Here is a 12,691-nt window from a genome sequence, read left to right on the forward strand (position 1 = left end):
CTTTTTTTCCAAACATATTCCAGTTTTCCATCCTATTTTTGACAAAATACAGGACCAACAAACCGAGCGAAACGAATGCTGCCACTGCGCACAACACCGTTTTGTCCGTCAGATGCGCCGCCAGAGCCAGTATCCACCCCGTCCAGGCGCCATTCAGCCACAGACCGTCCGGGTAGCGTTGTTTTGTTTTTTTATTCATTCCATCGTTTCCGGAGCTGCGCCGGAGGTCGTTATCGGGCGCTATCGCGGCAACCATAACGGATAGCCGCCGTGGATAAAGCGGGAATAAACCTGGATAAAGAGGGAGATTTCGCCCTTTTCGCTGCGTTAGTGTAACACGCTGGCCCCGACGTGAACATCGCTGACAGTCATCAATGCGGTGCGGATAAGCGTTTTCACGGTATCCTGTTGCGTCGCCTGCGCCGGGGCAGGCCGCCAGGCATCGATTTGCACCTGTGTTCGCTGGATCTTGAGATCATTTATGCCTAGTTGGATAATGCACAGGTGGATATCGCCCTCGGTGGCCATCTGACGCCTCTGAAACGTATGCAGGTAGTGCTACTGTATGGNGGACTTTTAGTCTGCATCACCGATCTCGCCATGCTGTCCGCTGGTTTTCGGGGCGCCCATTCCCGAAACGCTGGCGCTGCAAACCTACTTGCATAGGCCCCATGCTCTGTTCGTTCCGAGCAATGACGGTTCGCTGCGCTGGATCATCGACTAGAAACTAGTGGCCATGGGTTTAAAACGCCGTATCGCGGCAACGTTCTCCCACATCATGGCGCTGCCGCAGGCCGTAAGTAGTAACAACCTCACGCCACGTTAGCAGGGCGAGTGGCTCGCCGACTGCTTACCGATCCGCTGCGGATAATGGCTCTGCCGGCAGAACTGGCTGGTACTACTACCTTCAGCATTGATATAGTCGACGCAGCGATAGCGCAGGCCGATGGCTAGCGCAGCAACTTCTGTTGGCGGTGCGATAAATGCATGCCAAAGAAAACAACCAGGGTCGAGGCGGTAACATGCAAAGGTAACACAACACGGGTTGCCAACTAACCGATGCCACAGCAAAGCGGCGCTCATCCTGATACACTGAAGCAATAGCGTAAGATGACGCCGGTTATGATGACGTCGGTTATAAAGCTGGGTAGGATCGATAACATGAAAGAACAGGAAAATTGGAAATCAAACAACATCAGCGACTGGCTAGATACCTTTCACCATAAAGAGCCAAACGTCATTCAACAGAGCGATCTTGAACAAAGTTGGCGCAAGCACCGTGAGGAAAAAGCGACGCTGGAAACGGAAATTTACCGGCTGAAAAAACTGCGCATCGCGAAAGATGAGCAAACAGGAACAGCAGCTACAAACGTTTTCATTCAGCCGGCCAATTAATCAGTAATATGAATATCGGCCGGACAGCCTTCATGAGCGGCTGTCCGCGACAATCGGGGTTGACGACGATGGTGGAACAGCACAGTGTCACGTTGTTTGATGTGTGTCATCAGCGGCCGGCCCTGGTGGTTGGCAGCGGGAAAGAAACCCCGCGCCGGTAAGCGGGTATTAACGGTGGGCACCTCCTGTTCGTTTGGCAAAATGTATACCTCGCTGTCGTCACGGAGGCGCTGTCGCCGGCCAATGACCTCTATCATTGGGATATTGTTGAGGGGTAGAGGTCGTTTTTTTTATCCTTCCTATGCCGGTGCCGGGGTCAGTCAGGCATGAGTGCCAGGGTCAGGCATGAGCTTGCTCCATAGCGCCCAACCGCACTGATTAGTGATGTGTCATGACTGGACCGTCTCCATATGTGCCATTCCCCATAAACCGATGGTGACTCTGGAGGCCTGTGTCTAGGCCAATTTACGCGCCGCGGCGATCACACTAGTCACGGGTAAAATTGGCGGGATTCGCTATCAAAACCTCCAGCGTTGGCTATGCGCAGAACTATTGCCGCTGGCTGAGTGAACAATTCGGGGTACTAAAGATTGATCAGGTGCGTTTTAGCACCGCGTCGATCGTTCGTCTGCTCTAAGAAGCACGAGTGTTGGCACGGCCGTTTTTTTTGCTCGCAGCGTGTGCACCGCGGTTCCGGTCGTACGAGTCACGCTGACGGAGAAAGGCGTCAGTGCTAGTAGCGGGTGTAGTCCCAACACCCGCTACCAGGCTCATCCCGAAGGCATATGCTGTCAGTTAGAGACGTTGCGTAAGGTGATGGAGGCTCGGTTTGAACCGCGAGCAACTTTTCCCCTATTGCTGCCGCCAGGTTCGGCGTGCAACGCGCTGGATTGTGTGCTGTGGCGGCTTGAGGTGGCGCTGTTAGGTCAGTCGCTGTGACAACTGACGGACCGCACCACTCCGCCGGCAAATTTGGCGTGCTGGGCTCACACCATTAATGGCCGGGCATTTTACCGCATTACCCTAAGCGGTCATTGCAATCGTTTTCCAGGGCAATCAACGAAAAGAAAAAAGTGTTTATCACCCATTTGCGCGGATAAGTTTTATTCTCCCACCGCCCGTGTTGCTTAAACAACGAGACTGCTACGGTATTTTTTCCGCGAGCGAAAAGTGTTAGTCTTGAAGTTTAATTATTCTGATCAGAGTCGTCTATGGCTTATCTCTACTTATTTATTGCTATCATAGCGGAAGTCATTGCTACCTCGTCTATCAAAGCTTCGGCGGGCTTCAGCAAACTAGTGCCCTCTCTTTTAGTGATAGTCGGTTACGCCATCTCATTTACGCTGTTGTCGCTGGTTCTTAAAACTGTACCTGTCGGCATCGCTTATGCCAGTTGGTGCGGTTTAGGTATCTTTTTTGTCGCTATCGTAAGCTATTTCCTGTATGGGCAAAAATTGGATGCTGTGGCAATATGCGGTATCGTCATGATTATCGCCGGCGTTTTGATCATTAATTTATTCTCCAAAACTACCGGTAGTTAATTATGCTAATAATATAGCAATTAAAGTATTAGAGAATACGTTAGTGAAAAAACCACGCCAAGTTTCAGAGAGTCATTCTATTAAGCTGCGCCCGTTAGAGAGTGAAGATCTGCACTTTATTCATCAGCTTAATAATAATGAGATGGTGATGCGCTACTGGTTTGAAGAACCCCATGAAGCCTATGTGGAGTTAAAAGATCTTTATCAGAAAAATATCCACAACATCAGCGAAAGGCGGTTCATTATTGACAAGCAAGGTGTCAGTGTTGGGCTGGTCGAGTTGGTGGATATCGATCATATTCACCGACGCGCCGAATTTTCTATTCTGGTGGCGCCCGAGTATCAGGGCAAAGGCTATGCCAGTGAAGCAACTCATCTAGCGTTGAATTTCGGATTTATGATACTCAATTTGCATAAGCTATATTTGATTGTTGATGAAGAAAACACCAAAGCCATCCATATCTATACCAAGTTTGGTTTCAAGCAAGAAGGGGTTTTGCTACAGGAATTTTTCATAAACGGCAAATACCGCAATACGCTGAGAATGTGCCTATTTCAGCAAGAATATCAGAATGCTCGCGCGCTGGCACTTGAGAAAAAACGATAAATAACCCCGTGGGAATCTCTGGAATCTGCCGCACACTAATGCTAAACAGCGCCTGGTGCATTATAAAAAGAGGTTGCGCGCGGCAGCCTACAGAGATTAGAAATTTTGTAGCCCACAACTAGATAATACTAGATAATACCCCAGCCGGCGGTAGAGGTAACGCTGAACGACCTATCACCAAAATCCAGCTGGCTGCCATCGCGCCATTGGCCACATGTAGTGGAAATAGTGGGCGACCAGCGAGTAGTACAGATGGTCATAGGCCATGGCTAGGATGTGGCTGGAGGTGATAGAATTATTGCTACGTATACCGCCAGACTTATCGGCCAAATCGAAGCCAAAGTCAAAATTAGTAAAACCGATATAACTTAGACTGTCACTCCATGATCGGGTGAGAGAATAGAAATATTTCATTTTGACGAGATACTCGTCCCAGCTATTTTCATTAATGTTGCAATAATTTTTCTACTGATATTTTTCGTAAATATTCAATGAAAGCGCTAGATAGCTATAGTATCTATATCGGTACCCACCACTATATACAAAGTACTTCGGCGGGATACGGCATTGCGGCCCATATCATAGATATGATTATTGGCGAAGAACTATTCTTTGAAGATGGCTGCATGCTGAGATCTGACCCCGTCAGCTTGTCGATGGAAAAACGGGCTCTATTTCTATAAACAGAAGATACCCTTTATCCCAAATACCGCAATCGGCGCCATTACCGAAGCAAAAAGATTTTGGTATACCTAGATAACCATAAAAGTCAAACCACTATTTCTGGGTAAACGCTTCATGTTCCATGATAAATATCATTATTCATCTGCGGACCGAAGCTGGTATGATAGCTACCGACAACGTTTACGCTCTAGTACTACCAGTCAGAAAGAGAGTTATCGGTGTTGGTACCGTTATCCACTGCCGCTGAGAAACTGCAGGTTAAGGTGAAGAATTTCCTCACTTTTTATTTTCATATTATCACCAGAAATATTAATTTATTCTAATTATCACCAGAAATATTAATTTATTCTAAATAATCAGAAGAATTGAACAAATAATATATTAATGGAATAATTCCAGACTGGAATCATCATAATATCAGTCGGTCATAACTAGAAACACCCATAGAGGCTTCTCGTCGCCATGTTTTCTCTGACTAAATAAAATCTTAATCAAAGGATATCAATATATATTCTGATTGTCGTTTACTGTTTAGTATTACGCTGGTAGATTTTCTTTTTAAAGTAAAAAAAGACTATGATATATTTTTAAAATAACATAACTAGGATAGACAATTAGTCTTCATCTGTCCTGAAATACATTATACTATTTGGTGAGAAAATAACCAGGTTATGAATACCACGTTACTTTCTCACTATTATCATTCTCTGATAACAGCTGTCCCCGTGCAGATAACTGTCCTAAGGCTATCTCGAAAACGCGCAAAATGGAGGGCCGCCTAACCGTTTCTCCTCGCCGAGTTCCTCCGGGAGAGAATCACCGACCAAACGCTACCGACAACCTCGTCCTTTAGTCTGGCCAACTAAAGGAATGCCGCTCGCCGGACATCCTCTACGCTAGCGACGATAAAAGTACACTAGCGACGATAAAAGCGAATTTTTATGACAATATAAAGCGGTTGTTCCTCATGATGCTGCTTAATAAGCACGGAATGGGCGCATTCAGCCGAGATGAGATTCCTTTTGGCATTAGCGCATATCGTTGGAGTAACAGGGATTGCCCACTATATCTCACGATGAGTTGGCGCGCTAACAACAGCATAACGCACCAAGAGATTTCACTTATGATTCCTGTTCATCTATTATCGAGCTACACTCATTCGACCCGCACAGGTCGCCGTGCTGTTACAGGAGTTTTGTCATGTTAGATGTTGCAGCGAGTTCCCGTATTCTCACCGCCCATGTCGGTAAGTCTGCCGCGACCGTATTGCCTTGCTAGATCTGATGAAAGTCAATATAGATGGTCAGGATAATCAATTAGGCAGAGGTGGATAGCGCCATTCGTCAGGCCGTCAGCCAGTCCGTCGAGGAACAGGTAGAGGGTGGCATTGATATTGTCCCCGACGGCGAACAGTCTAAGACTAGTTTCTTATCGTACCTTATTGAATATATTTATGGTTTTTAATTTCGGCCAGACACAGGTTATGCGGCATTCGATGCCGAAGTTGAAGCGTTTCCTGAGTACTATAACACTATTTCGGCAAAGCGATGCTGGGTAGCAATTTGAGACACCGTTCATGCCGGTAGTCTGTACTGGACCATTTTGCTATATTGGCCTGCCGCAGCTGCAACGGGATATCGACAATCTGAAGCTGACGCTGGCGACGACCGCCTACCAGGGGGCGTTTTTACCCTCCGTGGGTGCCGACCCAGGCATCGTGGGCAGCAATAAATTTTACCGAAGCGAAGAAGAGCATCTCAGCACTGTTGCTGATGCACTGCACGTAGATTATCACACGATCATAGACGCCGACTTCAGCGTGCAAATCGATGACCCGTTTCTGACAGATTTATTTGCCGATTACCCTACTGGATAATTCGGCTATCCATCGCAAAGCCAATGCCTATATTGAGATACTGAACTATGCTATGCACGGCCTGCCGCAGGACAAGATCCGTTACCATACCCACTACAGCATCAATGAGGGTCCGCGTATCCAAGACTCCGTCCCGTTCTATTAACCTCATTCGAGGCAGGCAATGTACGCCATGAGCATGAATACCACCTTTGGGAACAGGTCAAACTGACGGGCAGCTCCGTCGGCTGTGAACACCCCGTCCAGCATAACATGCTGATACTCTTTAATGAGTATCGCTCTAGGTCTCATCATTCATCTTTTCGCTGCCAGGATGAAACCAGGTGACGTCTTTGATGTTCATCTTCTCGTTCACCGGTGAAAAAAAGCCGCAGTGCAGGATGGGAAAACGCTTACACAGGGTGATAAAGCTAAAGCGGTAGGTAAACAGGATAAGCGATTGGCCTTTGTCGTTGACATTCCAATCGATACAGCTGATTTCGCTGTCCTGGCAATAACCGTTATTGTTTCCCTGCTAGGTGCGGGCAAACTCATTGCTCGCACCTAGAACAGCAGGCCTGCCCTGAAAAAAACATCAGGGTCGCCAACATATTGTGCATTTGCCGCAATCACGGAGCATTAATCTCAGGATTGTCGGTCAAACCTTCCGCTCCATAATTTGGCGAAAATATTTTCGCTGTGTCCATCGTGGTTATCCTCGCCGTTGGCCTCATTATGCTTATTCATAGGAGACGATATCGCTCAGGGTGAAACTATCATGTGCGGTAATGAAATTGACTGAGGCGTGCGGTTTTGCAACCTCGATGATGAAAAATATCGGCCGAGCACGCCAAACTGGTAGTGAAATCTGCCAGTTGCCCTTCATCGCCGCGCCAGAATTTTCGCACCGAATCACGATAACGATCGTTCTATTCGGCCCATCCAGGAGGAAAACTGTCCACTTGATATCCGCCCAGGCCATATTCCCAAGGTTCTACTATTAGATTGTATTGACTGAGAATAGGTCCTGGCGGCAGGTATCCTCTAGAAAGCCGAAATCCTCATCAAAACTGTAGCTTTTCCCGGCCGAGAATCGTAGCCAAATAGAAATAGAACCCGTCAATCTGCACTCCGTCTCCCCATAGGGTAGATAGTCGGTCACCATCCGCAGCACGCGCGGATGACTCAAATTCAGCGTATTACCAGTGATTATGTCTTTGACATAATATCACTTTTCTTCGGGAAACAAACGGTAGTAGCTGACGTTATCAATCGCTTTTATCGACAATATCAGCCTCAGTTCATTTCCTTCGGCAGTGTGGTTATACACCACATCCAGGATGACTTCGATGCCGGCAGCTTGTAGGGTAGCGATCATCTGCTTGAATTTGTTAACGGTTGAAGTATCCATATATTTGGGATGTGGCGCGAAAAAGCCAAGGGTGTTCCTTGCAAAATTATGTAGTCCCTTCTCCTGCAGATAGTAGTCGTCGACAAAGGCGTGGATCAGCATCAACTCAATGGAGAAGACGCCAAGCGCCTTTATATAGTCGACAATTTGCGGCATGCTCAGCGCGGAAAAATGCCGTGTAAATGCTCAACGCATGTATAACCGCGCACGTGCGTTTCATATGCGAGGTTTTTCCTACGGTATAAAGTTTTACCGTTGATGGGCTAAGGAAAACGCCAGATACAATCACCCGGTATTTTGGCATAAACGGCGCTCTCTAGCGCTCATCCAGGCTCAAATCTATATCATCATTGGTGATGTCATAGGCAAACAGGGCATTATCCCATTTCAGTTTGCCCCAGATTTGTTTGGCGTAGGGATCGAACAGCAGCTTGGCAAAGTTGAAGCGATGCCCCCTTCCTGCTCAGGTTCAAACGGGTCGTAAACTCTGTAACCGTACAAGCAGCCCCTGACGCACGGCTGGCAAATAAATATTATATACCCCATCGGTATATTCCGGTAGTTCAATACGGTCACACTCTTCGCCGTCCTCATTGAACAAGCACAGTTCCACGCGATTAGCATGGGCGGAAAAAATAGCAAAATTGTCCTATGCCATCATTGCCCCGAGCGGAACCAAATTCCCCTCCTTCACGCGAGTGGTACAGCCGGCATCAAACTATTTGAAATGTCATTATCGGTATTGGGGTGGGCAATATGGACGCCCTTACTATCCACCACCACATCCACTTGATTATCTACCGTACTCACCATTTTCGTAGTAGCGGTAGGTATAATAATTTCCTCACGTTTTTTTGACGATCCCTTGGCCGTCTTAGTATCCCTAAAAAGAATATAAGTAATGTTCGTTCGCTTCTGCCAAGACCGTCGGTAGCGATCCGACGGTTGAGAAGCCATTTACTCCTACCAGTGTACCCTTGCGTAATATGGTCTCACCCCCACAGTACGGGGATCGGCTGCAGCGCCACTTTTTTGATTTCGGCGGCGGCGTCGTTGAGCACAAAATTGATACGGTCAGCGTAAAGCGCCAAAAGTACCGCGTCGGCGGACTGGAGAACGGGTGACCACGATCGCCGCTTTGCCGTTTTTATTATAATTCGGATTCAAGATGTCGCACAGTGTGCTCGAAATCGGTCCCGGTCTGCACGCCGACTTTCAAGACGCACAGCGTCCGCAGGTCAGTGATGACGCTTTTACTGTCGGCCAGGGTATACACTTCATTGATGGCATAGGCATAGTTGATGAACGATACCAACTGCTCCCGTTCCGCGGTGTCGGAGATGCACTCTATTACCATGTCGTAGCGCCCGCTTTTAACTTCAGGGATCGAGCCAGCGAAATCAATGGAAATCAGTTTAATCTGGGACCCCTAGTATCTTGCCCATAGCGTTCCATAAATCCAGTTCAAAGCCTATCATCGTTTTATTATCTTCCGCAAAAACTTCACAGGAAGAATAGTGCGCATCTGTCACCAGGTTGATGATGACGCCGCTTTTTTTAATCTTTGCCGGTAGTTGATTATGCGAGCGGTATTATTCACACTAAGCGACGCCGAGGGTGCGCCCGTACACCTAGCTTAACTAGCCATAAATCGCTGCAGAGCAGCGCTGTCGTAAAGAGTACGACGATTGTTTTCATGTTTGCTACTCCTGAAACGATATTAATCATTAAATCCCCAATGGGAATGAAACCTACTACCGGCAAAAATCCCCTGTGATCCGCGCGCAACGCAACGGAATTGCAGCTCCTCTCCCGTGCCAGAATTAACTATCAATTAATTAAGGTTGCACAACGGTCCGTGCCGTCCTGCTCGTTTCTTCTTACAGCGCTTGGTGTAAAAATATGTAAAAACGGGTGTAATGTGTGCGCTAACGGTGCAGTGGTCCGCCGGTTTTTTCATCAATTCAGTGCAATATCAGCAAGGAAGGGTATGGGAAAGTCGATAGGGATGAGACCGAGAAGCTAGGCGCTTACCAACCGTAATGACCGGAGAGGCGACTCGCTGTCAAGGCGAGAAGGAAGTCACGGGATCAGCAAATCAATTGAACATTTTCTGCAGATAGTGGACAAAGGAAGCATACTAGCTGAAACCGTGGGGAATACCATAGCATGGCTATCCAGCTGTCGTCCTTCAGGATCCGGCGAAAAAGCCTGATAGCTCACGCTTGCGCGTATCGGTGGTAGTTTGTTCGGCGAAACAAGTTGCTCTTATCGCACAGCGCGGAGGTGAACTACCAGCGCTGTCCTGCCCGACTTGGCTTCGCGATTGACATATACATAATATTAGCCTTTACGGTAACCACAGCTTAGCTTTGCCGGGTAATGGTGTCCCTTCAAAGCCTGAGATTTTCCAGTTCGCACGCTACTTCATCAGATCTTAAATACATTATTTGTCTTCTTTTCAGTCACGGCAGAGTGATCACAGCTAACGTAATAGGTCAAGAGTAATGAGATAAGCCGCACTTCTGCCTTTCAGAATAATCTAAAAAGCCGAGACTTTCCCGTTTTGTCCCCTATGCCCGCGCCGTCGGAAGCGAAAAATAGGTATATGATTAAAGAATCTACTAATGAATATGAGAAACATACGGTTAACAAAACCGAAAAACAGGATGTCCAATTAGATTTTAAAGAGAATGTTTCTCTCCTGGCCGGATACCCTGGATTCACTTGCTGAAAACGACCTATAAAAGACACAGGAAAAACTAAGTGACTTGCAGGAGAAAGCCCGGCGAGCATTGCTTGACACCCACACCAAAATGGTGCCCAGTATGCCAGCGACCGCCCAAACTGTAATGCTCACACTGTAATAGATAAATATGAATCACGACTACTAATGTTTATACTAAACCGGATTATGTCTAATGCCAAGCTACCTGCCACGCACTTGACCGTAAAAAAATCAACTACCGGTTGGTGGATCTTATGGACAATGAGAAAACACTGTATCATGTCCGGTCCGGTTATCAGCAAGTTCCTGTGGTACAGACCGCCAATGAACACTACTGGGCAGCTTTAGTCCGGACAAAATCAGCCCGTTATCCACCAGCGCAACACCGCCTAAGGCGCGGTAATGACACCGCGTTGATCTATTTTTCCAGCAGTTAAGAAGTACACACTGCCACCAGTTAGGAAGTACACACCGCTTCGTCAACAAATTGGGTCTGGCTGGCCACGCTGCACATCCCTCTTGAGATGTGAAAGAACGTAAAAGCAAACGCTCCTATATTCCCAATTCCCATTTTACCGAGCTAAGACGGCGGCTCGACCCCGAGGTGCCGTACCGCGCCAAATCATCCGTTTTCTCAACGATGATCCGTTAAACTATTCCTTTGTTGCCGGTGTCATTGGCGCCGGCAACCGGAACTTCAGTACCTACTTCTTCTTGTTTGGCGTGCGATATCTTCGCCCAGAAACGCCTGGGTCTCCCTGCTCTATCGATTTGAGCTATTGGGAACGACAAAAGGCATAGCACAGGTACGAAAAGGACTGACCAAATTTTGACAGCGACAGATCTTAGCATAATTTAAAAATCATAATTTTTAATATTATATCATGTCCTAATAATGCTATTTCAACCTCTATGACAAGTCATTGAGGATATATCTAGTTCAATAAGGATCATCTGTCGGTGGAGTGTGCTACCGGCAACAGTGTGTGATCCTGAACAGCCGTCGTCTTGTCTCCCCTTACCGCCATCGCCAATGGCGATGCGACCTACCTGGAGGTGAACTGGAAGCCACAAATAGAAGAGATGTACAACCACGCCCGCGGCGATGGCAAATTTTAACGTCGGAGAACCCTATATTGCCAGCGTCGCCCAAGGCTATTTACAAGGCTATTTAATCAATAAAAAGACCACCGATAAGATAACATTACTACCATCTACCAGCTCAAAGACCTTAAATTGGCCAAGCTATTCGATACCAACAAGGCAACGCGGCAAGGCGGGTTTGTCCGGCTGTACGCCAGGCTAGGACTGTGAGGTGGTCATTAAACATCAAGGCCTATAGCTTGAATGCCACGGTCGAGCACAATCAGTTAAATCATGAGGCGATCATGGCCAATATCATCAGCCGCCACAAGAAAGGTAAACCTATTTTGTATTACTGAACTCCGTACTGAGTACGCTACCCAACAGGGAAGACTATGGCTTCCCCGTTAACAGCATATGTATCATCGCCAAAAACAGTGGGCCTAGACTAATCCAGCAGCGTCCAAAATCTTCGCCATCGCCATAATGAAGCTGCCGACTGCCGATATCAACGCGTAAAATGCGCAGATGCACCAGGGCGATGCGCAAGAAGCGGATATTGAACGCCACGCCGCCGGATGGATAAAAGCGCATCGGGCCTTATTTGACGGTCGGGTAAACACAACACCGCCGCAGCCGCTGGCCAAATAAGCACGACACCGCTCCGTTTGGATCGTCGGCGTGGGCGTGTAAACCTGCGTCAGAAGCGCCATCATACTGGAGAAAAACAAGCGAGAGGGACGCAGCACCCCTCTTTTTTGTTGTTAATCAGTGATAATACCGCCCGTTAATTAAACGAACCATTATAAAAACGTCCACAGATCATATTAACCTGAACCCAGCACTAATCCTTATTATAGCGATCGCCACCGGCCTGGCTATTGACAGTAATTACTATGCCCGGCCGCTGCTGGATGCTATCGCCAGAACCTACCCATTTGTCACTGCTAGAGGCAGTGTTCATTGTTACGCCGGTATTGCGCACAGCCGTGCTCCGCTGGGTTTCCTCAGCTTTGCCCATTTTAGTAATCTTTTGACCTCCATGGTGTTTTTACTGGTCGCGCCGCCCTTTCATTTTAGAGATCTGAAATCGGCCTGTTTGTTCTTGTGGGAGGCGTTGCAGACCGAGGTAAAGCCAAAATGACCACGCTGGGCAGTCTTCTCTGATGTTCTCCTTGGTACTAGTGTGGTAATGGCTAATATCACTGGGGCTTTTGCTGACGCTCGGCATTATTCCCCTCGACCTAGCGGTGTAGGGGCTTCACATCCCAACCAAAGCGTGATTTACCGCTGCATGTCGGAAGCACGCAACCGCCTGACCTCCGGTTACGTGACCAGCTATTTCGCCTGCGACCTACTCTGCCTGGTCAATTTATTGTTATGGCTG

The 12,691-nt window shown here is 47.6% G+C and carries 19 protein-coding genes and 4 pseudogenes; 13 read left to right on the forward strand and 10 right to left on the reverse strand.

Translation table 11 applies throughout. From position 1 onward, the window contains the following. Together BG74_RS08205 and BG74_RS08210 are read right to left on the reverse strand one after the other, a co-directional pair. Positions 1 to 199 (reverse strand): annotated as a pseudogene (locus BG74_RS08205) (hypothetical protein); the annotation flags it as partial. A gap of 128 nt (positions 200 to 327) precedes the next feature. Next, on the reverse strand, positions 328 to 528 hold the full coding sequence (locus BG74_RS08210) for a hypothetical protein (protein ID WP_066597739.1): 201 nt from the start codon (positions 526 to 528) through the stop codon (positions 328 to 330). Positions 529 to 1,161: 633 nt separating this feature from the next. Here BG74_RS08210 and BG74_RS08215 point away from each other — a divergent pair. The 6 genes from BG74_RS08215 to speG all read left to right on the forward strand — a co-directional run bounded on the left by BG74_RS08215 (position 1,162) and on the right by speG (position 3,543). After that, positions 1,162 to 1,395 carry a hypothetical protein gene (locus tag BG74_RS08215; protein WP_244267453.1) on the forward strand — a complete coding sequence of 78 codons (234 nt, stop codon included), beginning with the start codon at positions 1,162 to 1,164 and terminating at the stop codon, positions 1,393 to 1,395. Positions 1,396 to 1,494: 99 nt separating this feature from the next. Next, positions 1,495 to 1,725, forward strand: coding sequence for a DUF1611 domain-containing protein (locus tag BG74_RS20865; RefSeq protein ID WP_073961148.1), 231 nt, complete (start codon positions 1,495 to 1,497; stop codon positions 1,723 to 1,725). A gap of 172 nt (positions 1,726 to 1,897) precedes the next feature. Further along, positions 1,898 to 2,032, forward strand: a complete 135-nt coding sequence (locus tag BG74_RS20870) for a hypothetical protein (RefSeq protein ID WP_439895715.1) — start codon at positions 1,898 to 1,900, stop codon at positions 2,030 to 2,032. 41 nt (positions 2,033 to 2,073) lie between these two features. Next, positions 2,074 to 2,334 (forward strand): hypothetical protein, encoded by a 261-nt coding sequence (locus BG74_RS14130; protein ID WP_187202804.1) that lies wholly within the window; start codon positions 2,074 to 2,076, stop codon positions 2,332 to 2,334. A gap of 272 nt (positions 2,335 to 2,606) precedes the next feature. After that, positions 2,607 to 2,936 (forward strand): DMT family transporter, encoded by a 330-nt coding sequence (locus tag BG74_RS08225; RefSeq protein WP_066597745.1) that lies wholly within the window; start codon positions 2,607 to 2,609, stop codon positions 2,934 to 2,936. Between the two features lie 43 nt (positions 2,937 to 2,979). Then, complete coding sequence (speG, locus tag BG74_RS08230) at positions 2,980 to 3,543, forward strand: spermidine N1-acetyltransferase (protein ID WP_066597747.1); 564 nt, start codon at positions 2,980 to 2,982, stop codon at positions 3,541 to 3,543. A 128-nt stretch (positions 3,544 to 3,671) separates the two neighbouring features. Here speG and tsx read toward each other — a convergent pair. Continuing rightward, positions 3,672 to 4,414 (reverse strand): annotated as a pseudogene (gene tsx, locus BG74_RS11535) (nucleoside-specific channel-forming protein Tsx); the annotation flags it as partial. A gap of 1,139 nt (positions 4,415 to 5,553) precedes the next feature. Between tsx and BG74_RS14135 the strand changes: the two are divergent. The 4 genes from BG74_RS14135 to BG74_RS18085 all read left to right on the forward strand — a co-directional run bounded on the left by BG74_RS14135 (position 5,554) and on the right by BG74_RS18085 (position 6,650). After that, positions 5,554 to 5,691 carry a hypothetical protein gene (locus BG74_RS14135; RefSeq protein WP_187202805.1) on the forward strand — a complete coding sequence of 46 codons (138 nt, stop codon included), beginning with the start codon at positions 5,554 to 5,556 and terminating at the stop codon, positions 5,689 to 5,691. A 112-nt stretch (positions 5,692 to 5,803) separates the two neighbouring features. Then, complete coding sequence (locus BG74_RS08240; protein ID WP_066597754.1) at positions 5,804 to 6,103, forward strand: hypothetical protein; 300 nt, start codon at positions 5,804 to 5,806, stop codon at positions 6,101 to 6,103. Next, a complete protein-coding gene (locus BG74_RS14140) occupies positions 6,081 to 6,248 on the forward strand; it encodes a hypothetical protein (RefSeq protein WP_187202806.1) in 168 nt (55 codons plus the stop codon). Before BG74_RS08240 ends, BG74_RS14140 begins: the two co-directional genes overlap by 23 nt. 228 nt (positions 6,249 to 6,476) lie before the next feature. Then, complete coding sequence (locus tag BG74_RS18085; protein WP_244267454.1) at positions 6,477 to 6,650, forward strand: hypothetical protein; 174 nt, start codon at positions 6,477 to 6,479, stop codon at positions 6,648 to 6,650. 660 nt (positions 6,651 to 7,310) lie between these two features. Here the strand turns inward: BG74_RS18085 and BG74_RS18090 are convergent. The 5 genes and pseudogenes from BG74_RS18090 to BG74_RS20875 all read right to left on the reverse strand — a co-directional run bounded on the left by BG74_RS18090 (position 7,311) and on the right by BG74_RS20875 (position 9,940). Next, entirely contained in the window at positions 7,311 to 7,649 is a 339-nt protein-coding gene (locus tag BG74_RS18090) for an alpha-amylase family glycosyl hydrolase (RefSeq protein WP_066597761.1), read from the reverse strand. Between the two features lie 313 nt (positions 7,650 to 7,962). Beyond that, positions 7,963 to 8,106, reverse strand: a complete 144-nt coding sequence (locus BG74_RS18095; RefSeq protein ID WP_244267455.1) for an early set domain-containing protein — start codon at positions 8,104 to 8,106, stop codon at positions 7,963 to 7,965. Between the two features lie 77 nt (positions 8,107 to 8,183). Beyond that, the gene (locus BG74_RS19070; RefSeq protein WP_256364250.1) at positions 8,184 to 8,306 is read right to left on the reverse strand and encodes a hypothetical protein; all 123 of its coding nucleotides are present in this window, start codon (positions 8,304 to 8,306) and stop codon (positions 8,184 to 8,186) included. Positions 8,307 to 8,643: 337 nt separating this feature from the next. Beyond that, entirely contained in the window at positions 8,644 to 8,913 is a 270-nt protein-coding gene (locus BG74_RS18100; protein WP_369678546.1) for a transporter substrate-binding domain-containing protein, read from the reverse strand. A 720-nt stretch (positions 8,914 to 9,633) separates the two neighbouring features. Further along, positions 9,634 to 9,940, reverse strand: a pseudogene (locus tag BG74_RS20875) (DUF2002 family protein). A 905-nt stretch (positions 9,941 to 10,845) separates the two neighbouring features. Between BG74_RS20875 and BG74_RS14170 the strand changes: the two are divergent. Further along, a complete protein-coding gene (locus tag BG74_RS14170) occupies positions 10,846 to 11,022 on the forward strand; it encodes a class Ib ribonucleoside-diphosphate reductase assembly flavoprotein NrdI (RefSeq protein ID WP_244267457.1) in 177 nt (58 codons plus the stop codon). 509 nt (positions 11,023 to 11,531) lie between these two features. After that, a complete protein-coding gene (locus tag BG74_RS19885; RefSeq protein WP_369678545.1) occupies positions 11,532 to 11,663 on the forward strand; it encodes a hypothetical protein in 132 nt (43 codons plus the stop codon). A 34-nt stretch (positions 11,664 to 11,697) separates the two neighbouring features. Here the strand turns inward: BG74_RS19885 and BG74_RS19890 are convergent, their stop codons facing one another. Further along, positions 11,698 to 11,898 (reverse strand): hypothetical protein, encoded by a 201-nt coding sequence (locus tag BG74_RS19890; RefSeq protein ID WP_066597767.1) that lies wholly within the window; start codon positions 11,896 to 11,898, stop codon positions 11,698 to 11,700. 250 nt (positions 11,899 to 12,148) lie between these two features. Then, positions 12,149 to 12,325, reverse strand: a complete 177-nt coding sequence (locus BG74_RS14175) for a hypothetical protein (RefSeq protein WP_187202807.1) — start codon at positions 12,323 to 12,325, stop codon at positions 12,149 to 12,151. Positions 12,326 to 12,496: 171 nt separating this feature from the next. Between BG74_RS14175 and BG74_RS15010 the strand changes: the two are divergent. Further along, positions 12,497 to 12,691, forward strand: a pseudogene (locus BG74_RS15010) (hypothetical protein); the annotation flags it as partial.

The organism is Sodalis-like endosymbiont of Proechinophthirus fluctus (assembly GCF_001602625.1).
In the GTDB taxonomy this organism is placed as follows: Bacteria; Pseudomonadota; Gammaproteobacteria; order Enterobacterales; family Enterobacteriaceae.

What these genes read in the sequence shown, in the direction of transcription:
- BG74_RS08210 (WP_066597739.1), bottom strand. Translation starts at nt 528, where the DNA reads ATGGCCACCGAGGGCGATATCCACCTGTGCATTATCCAACTAGGCATA.
- BG74_RS08215 (WP_244267453.1), top strand. Translation starts at nt 1,162, where the DNA reads ATGAAAGAACAGGAAAATTGGAAATCAAACAACATCAGCGACTGGCTA.
- BG74_RS20865 (WP_073961148.1), top strand. Translation starts at nt 1,495, where the DNA reads ATGTGTGTCATCAGCGGCCGGCCCTGGTGGTTGGCAGCGGGAAAGAAA.
- BG74_RS08225 (WP_066597745.1), top strand. Translation starts at nt 2,607, where the DNA reads ATGGCTTATCTCTACTTATTTATTGCTATCATAGCGGAAGTCATTGCT.
- BG74_RS08240 (WP_066597754.1), top strand. Translation starts at nt 5,804, where the DNA reads ATGCCGGTAGTCTGTACTGGACCATTTTGCTATATTGGCCTGCCGCAG.
- BG74_RS18090 (WP_066597761.1), bottom strand. Translation starts at nt 7,649, where the DNA reads ATGCCGCAAATTGTCGACTATATAAAGGCGCTTGGCGTCTTCTCCATT.
- BG74_RS19070 (WP_256364250.1), bottom strand. Translation starts at nt 8,306, where the DNA reads ATGGTGAGTACGGTAGATAATCAAGTGGATGTGGTGGTGGATAGTAAG.
- BG74_RS19890 (WP_066597767.1), bottom strand. Translation starts at nt 11,898, where the DNA reads ATGCGCTTTTATCCATCCGGCGGCGTGGCGTTCAATATCCGCTTCTTG.
- BG74_RS14175 (WP_187202807.1), bottom strand. Translation starts at nt 12,325, where the DNA reads ATGGGCAAAGCTGAGGAAACCCAGCGGAGCACGGCTGTGCGCAATACC.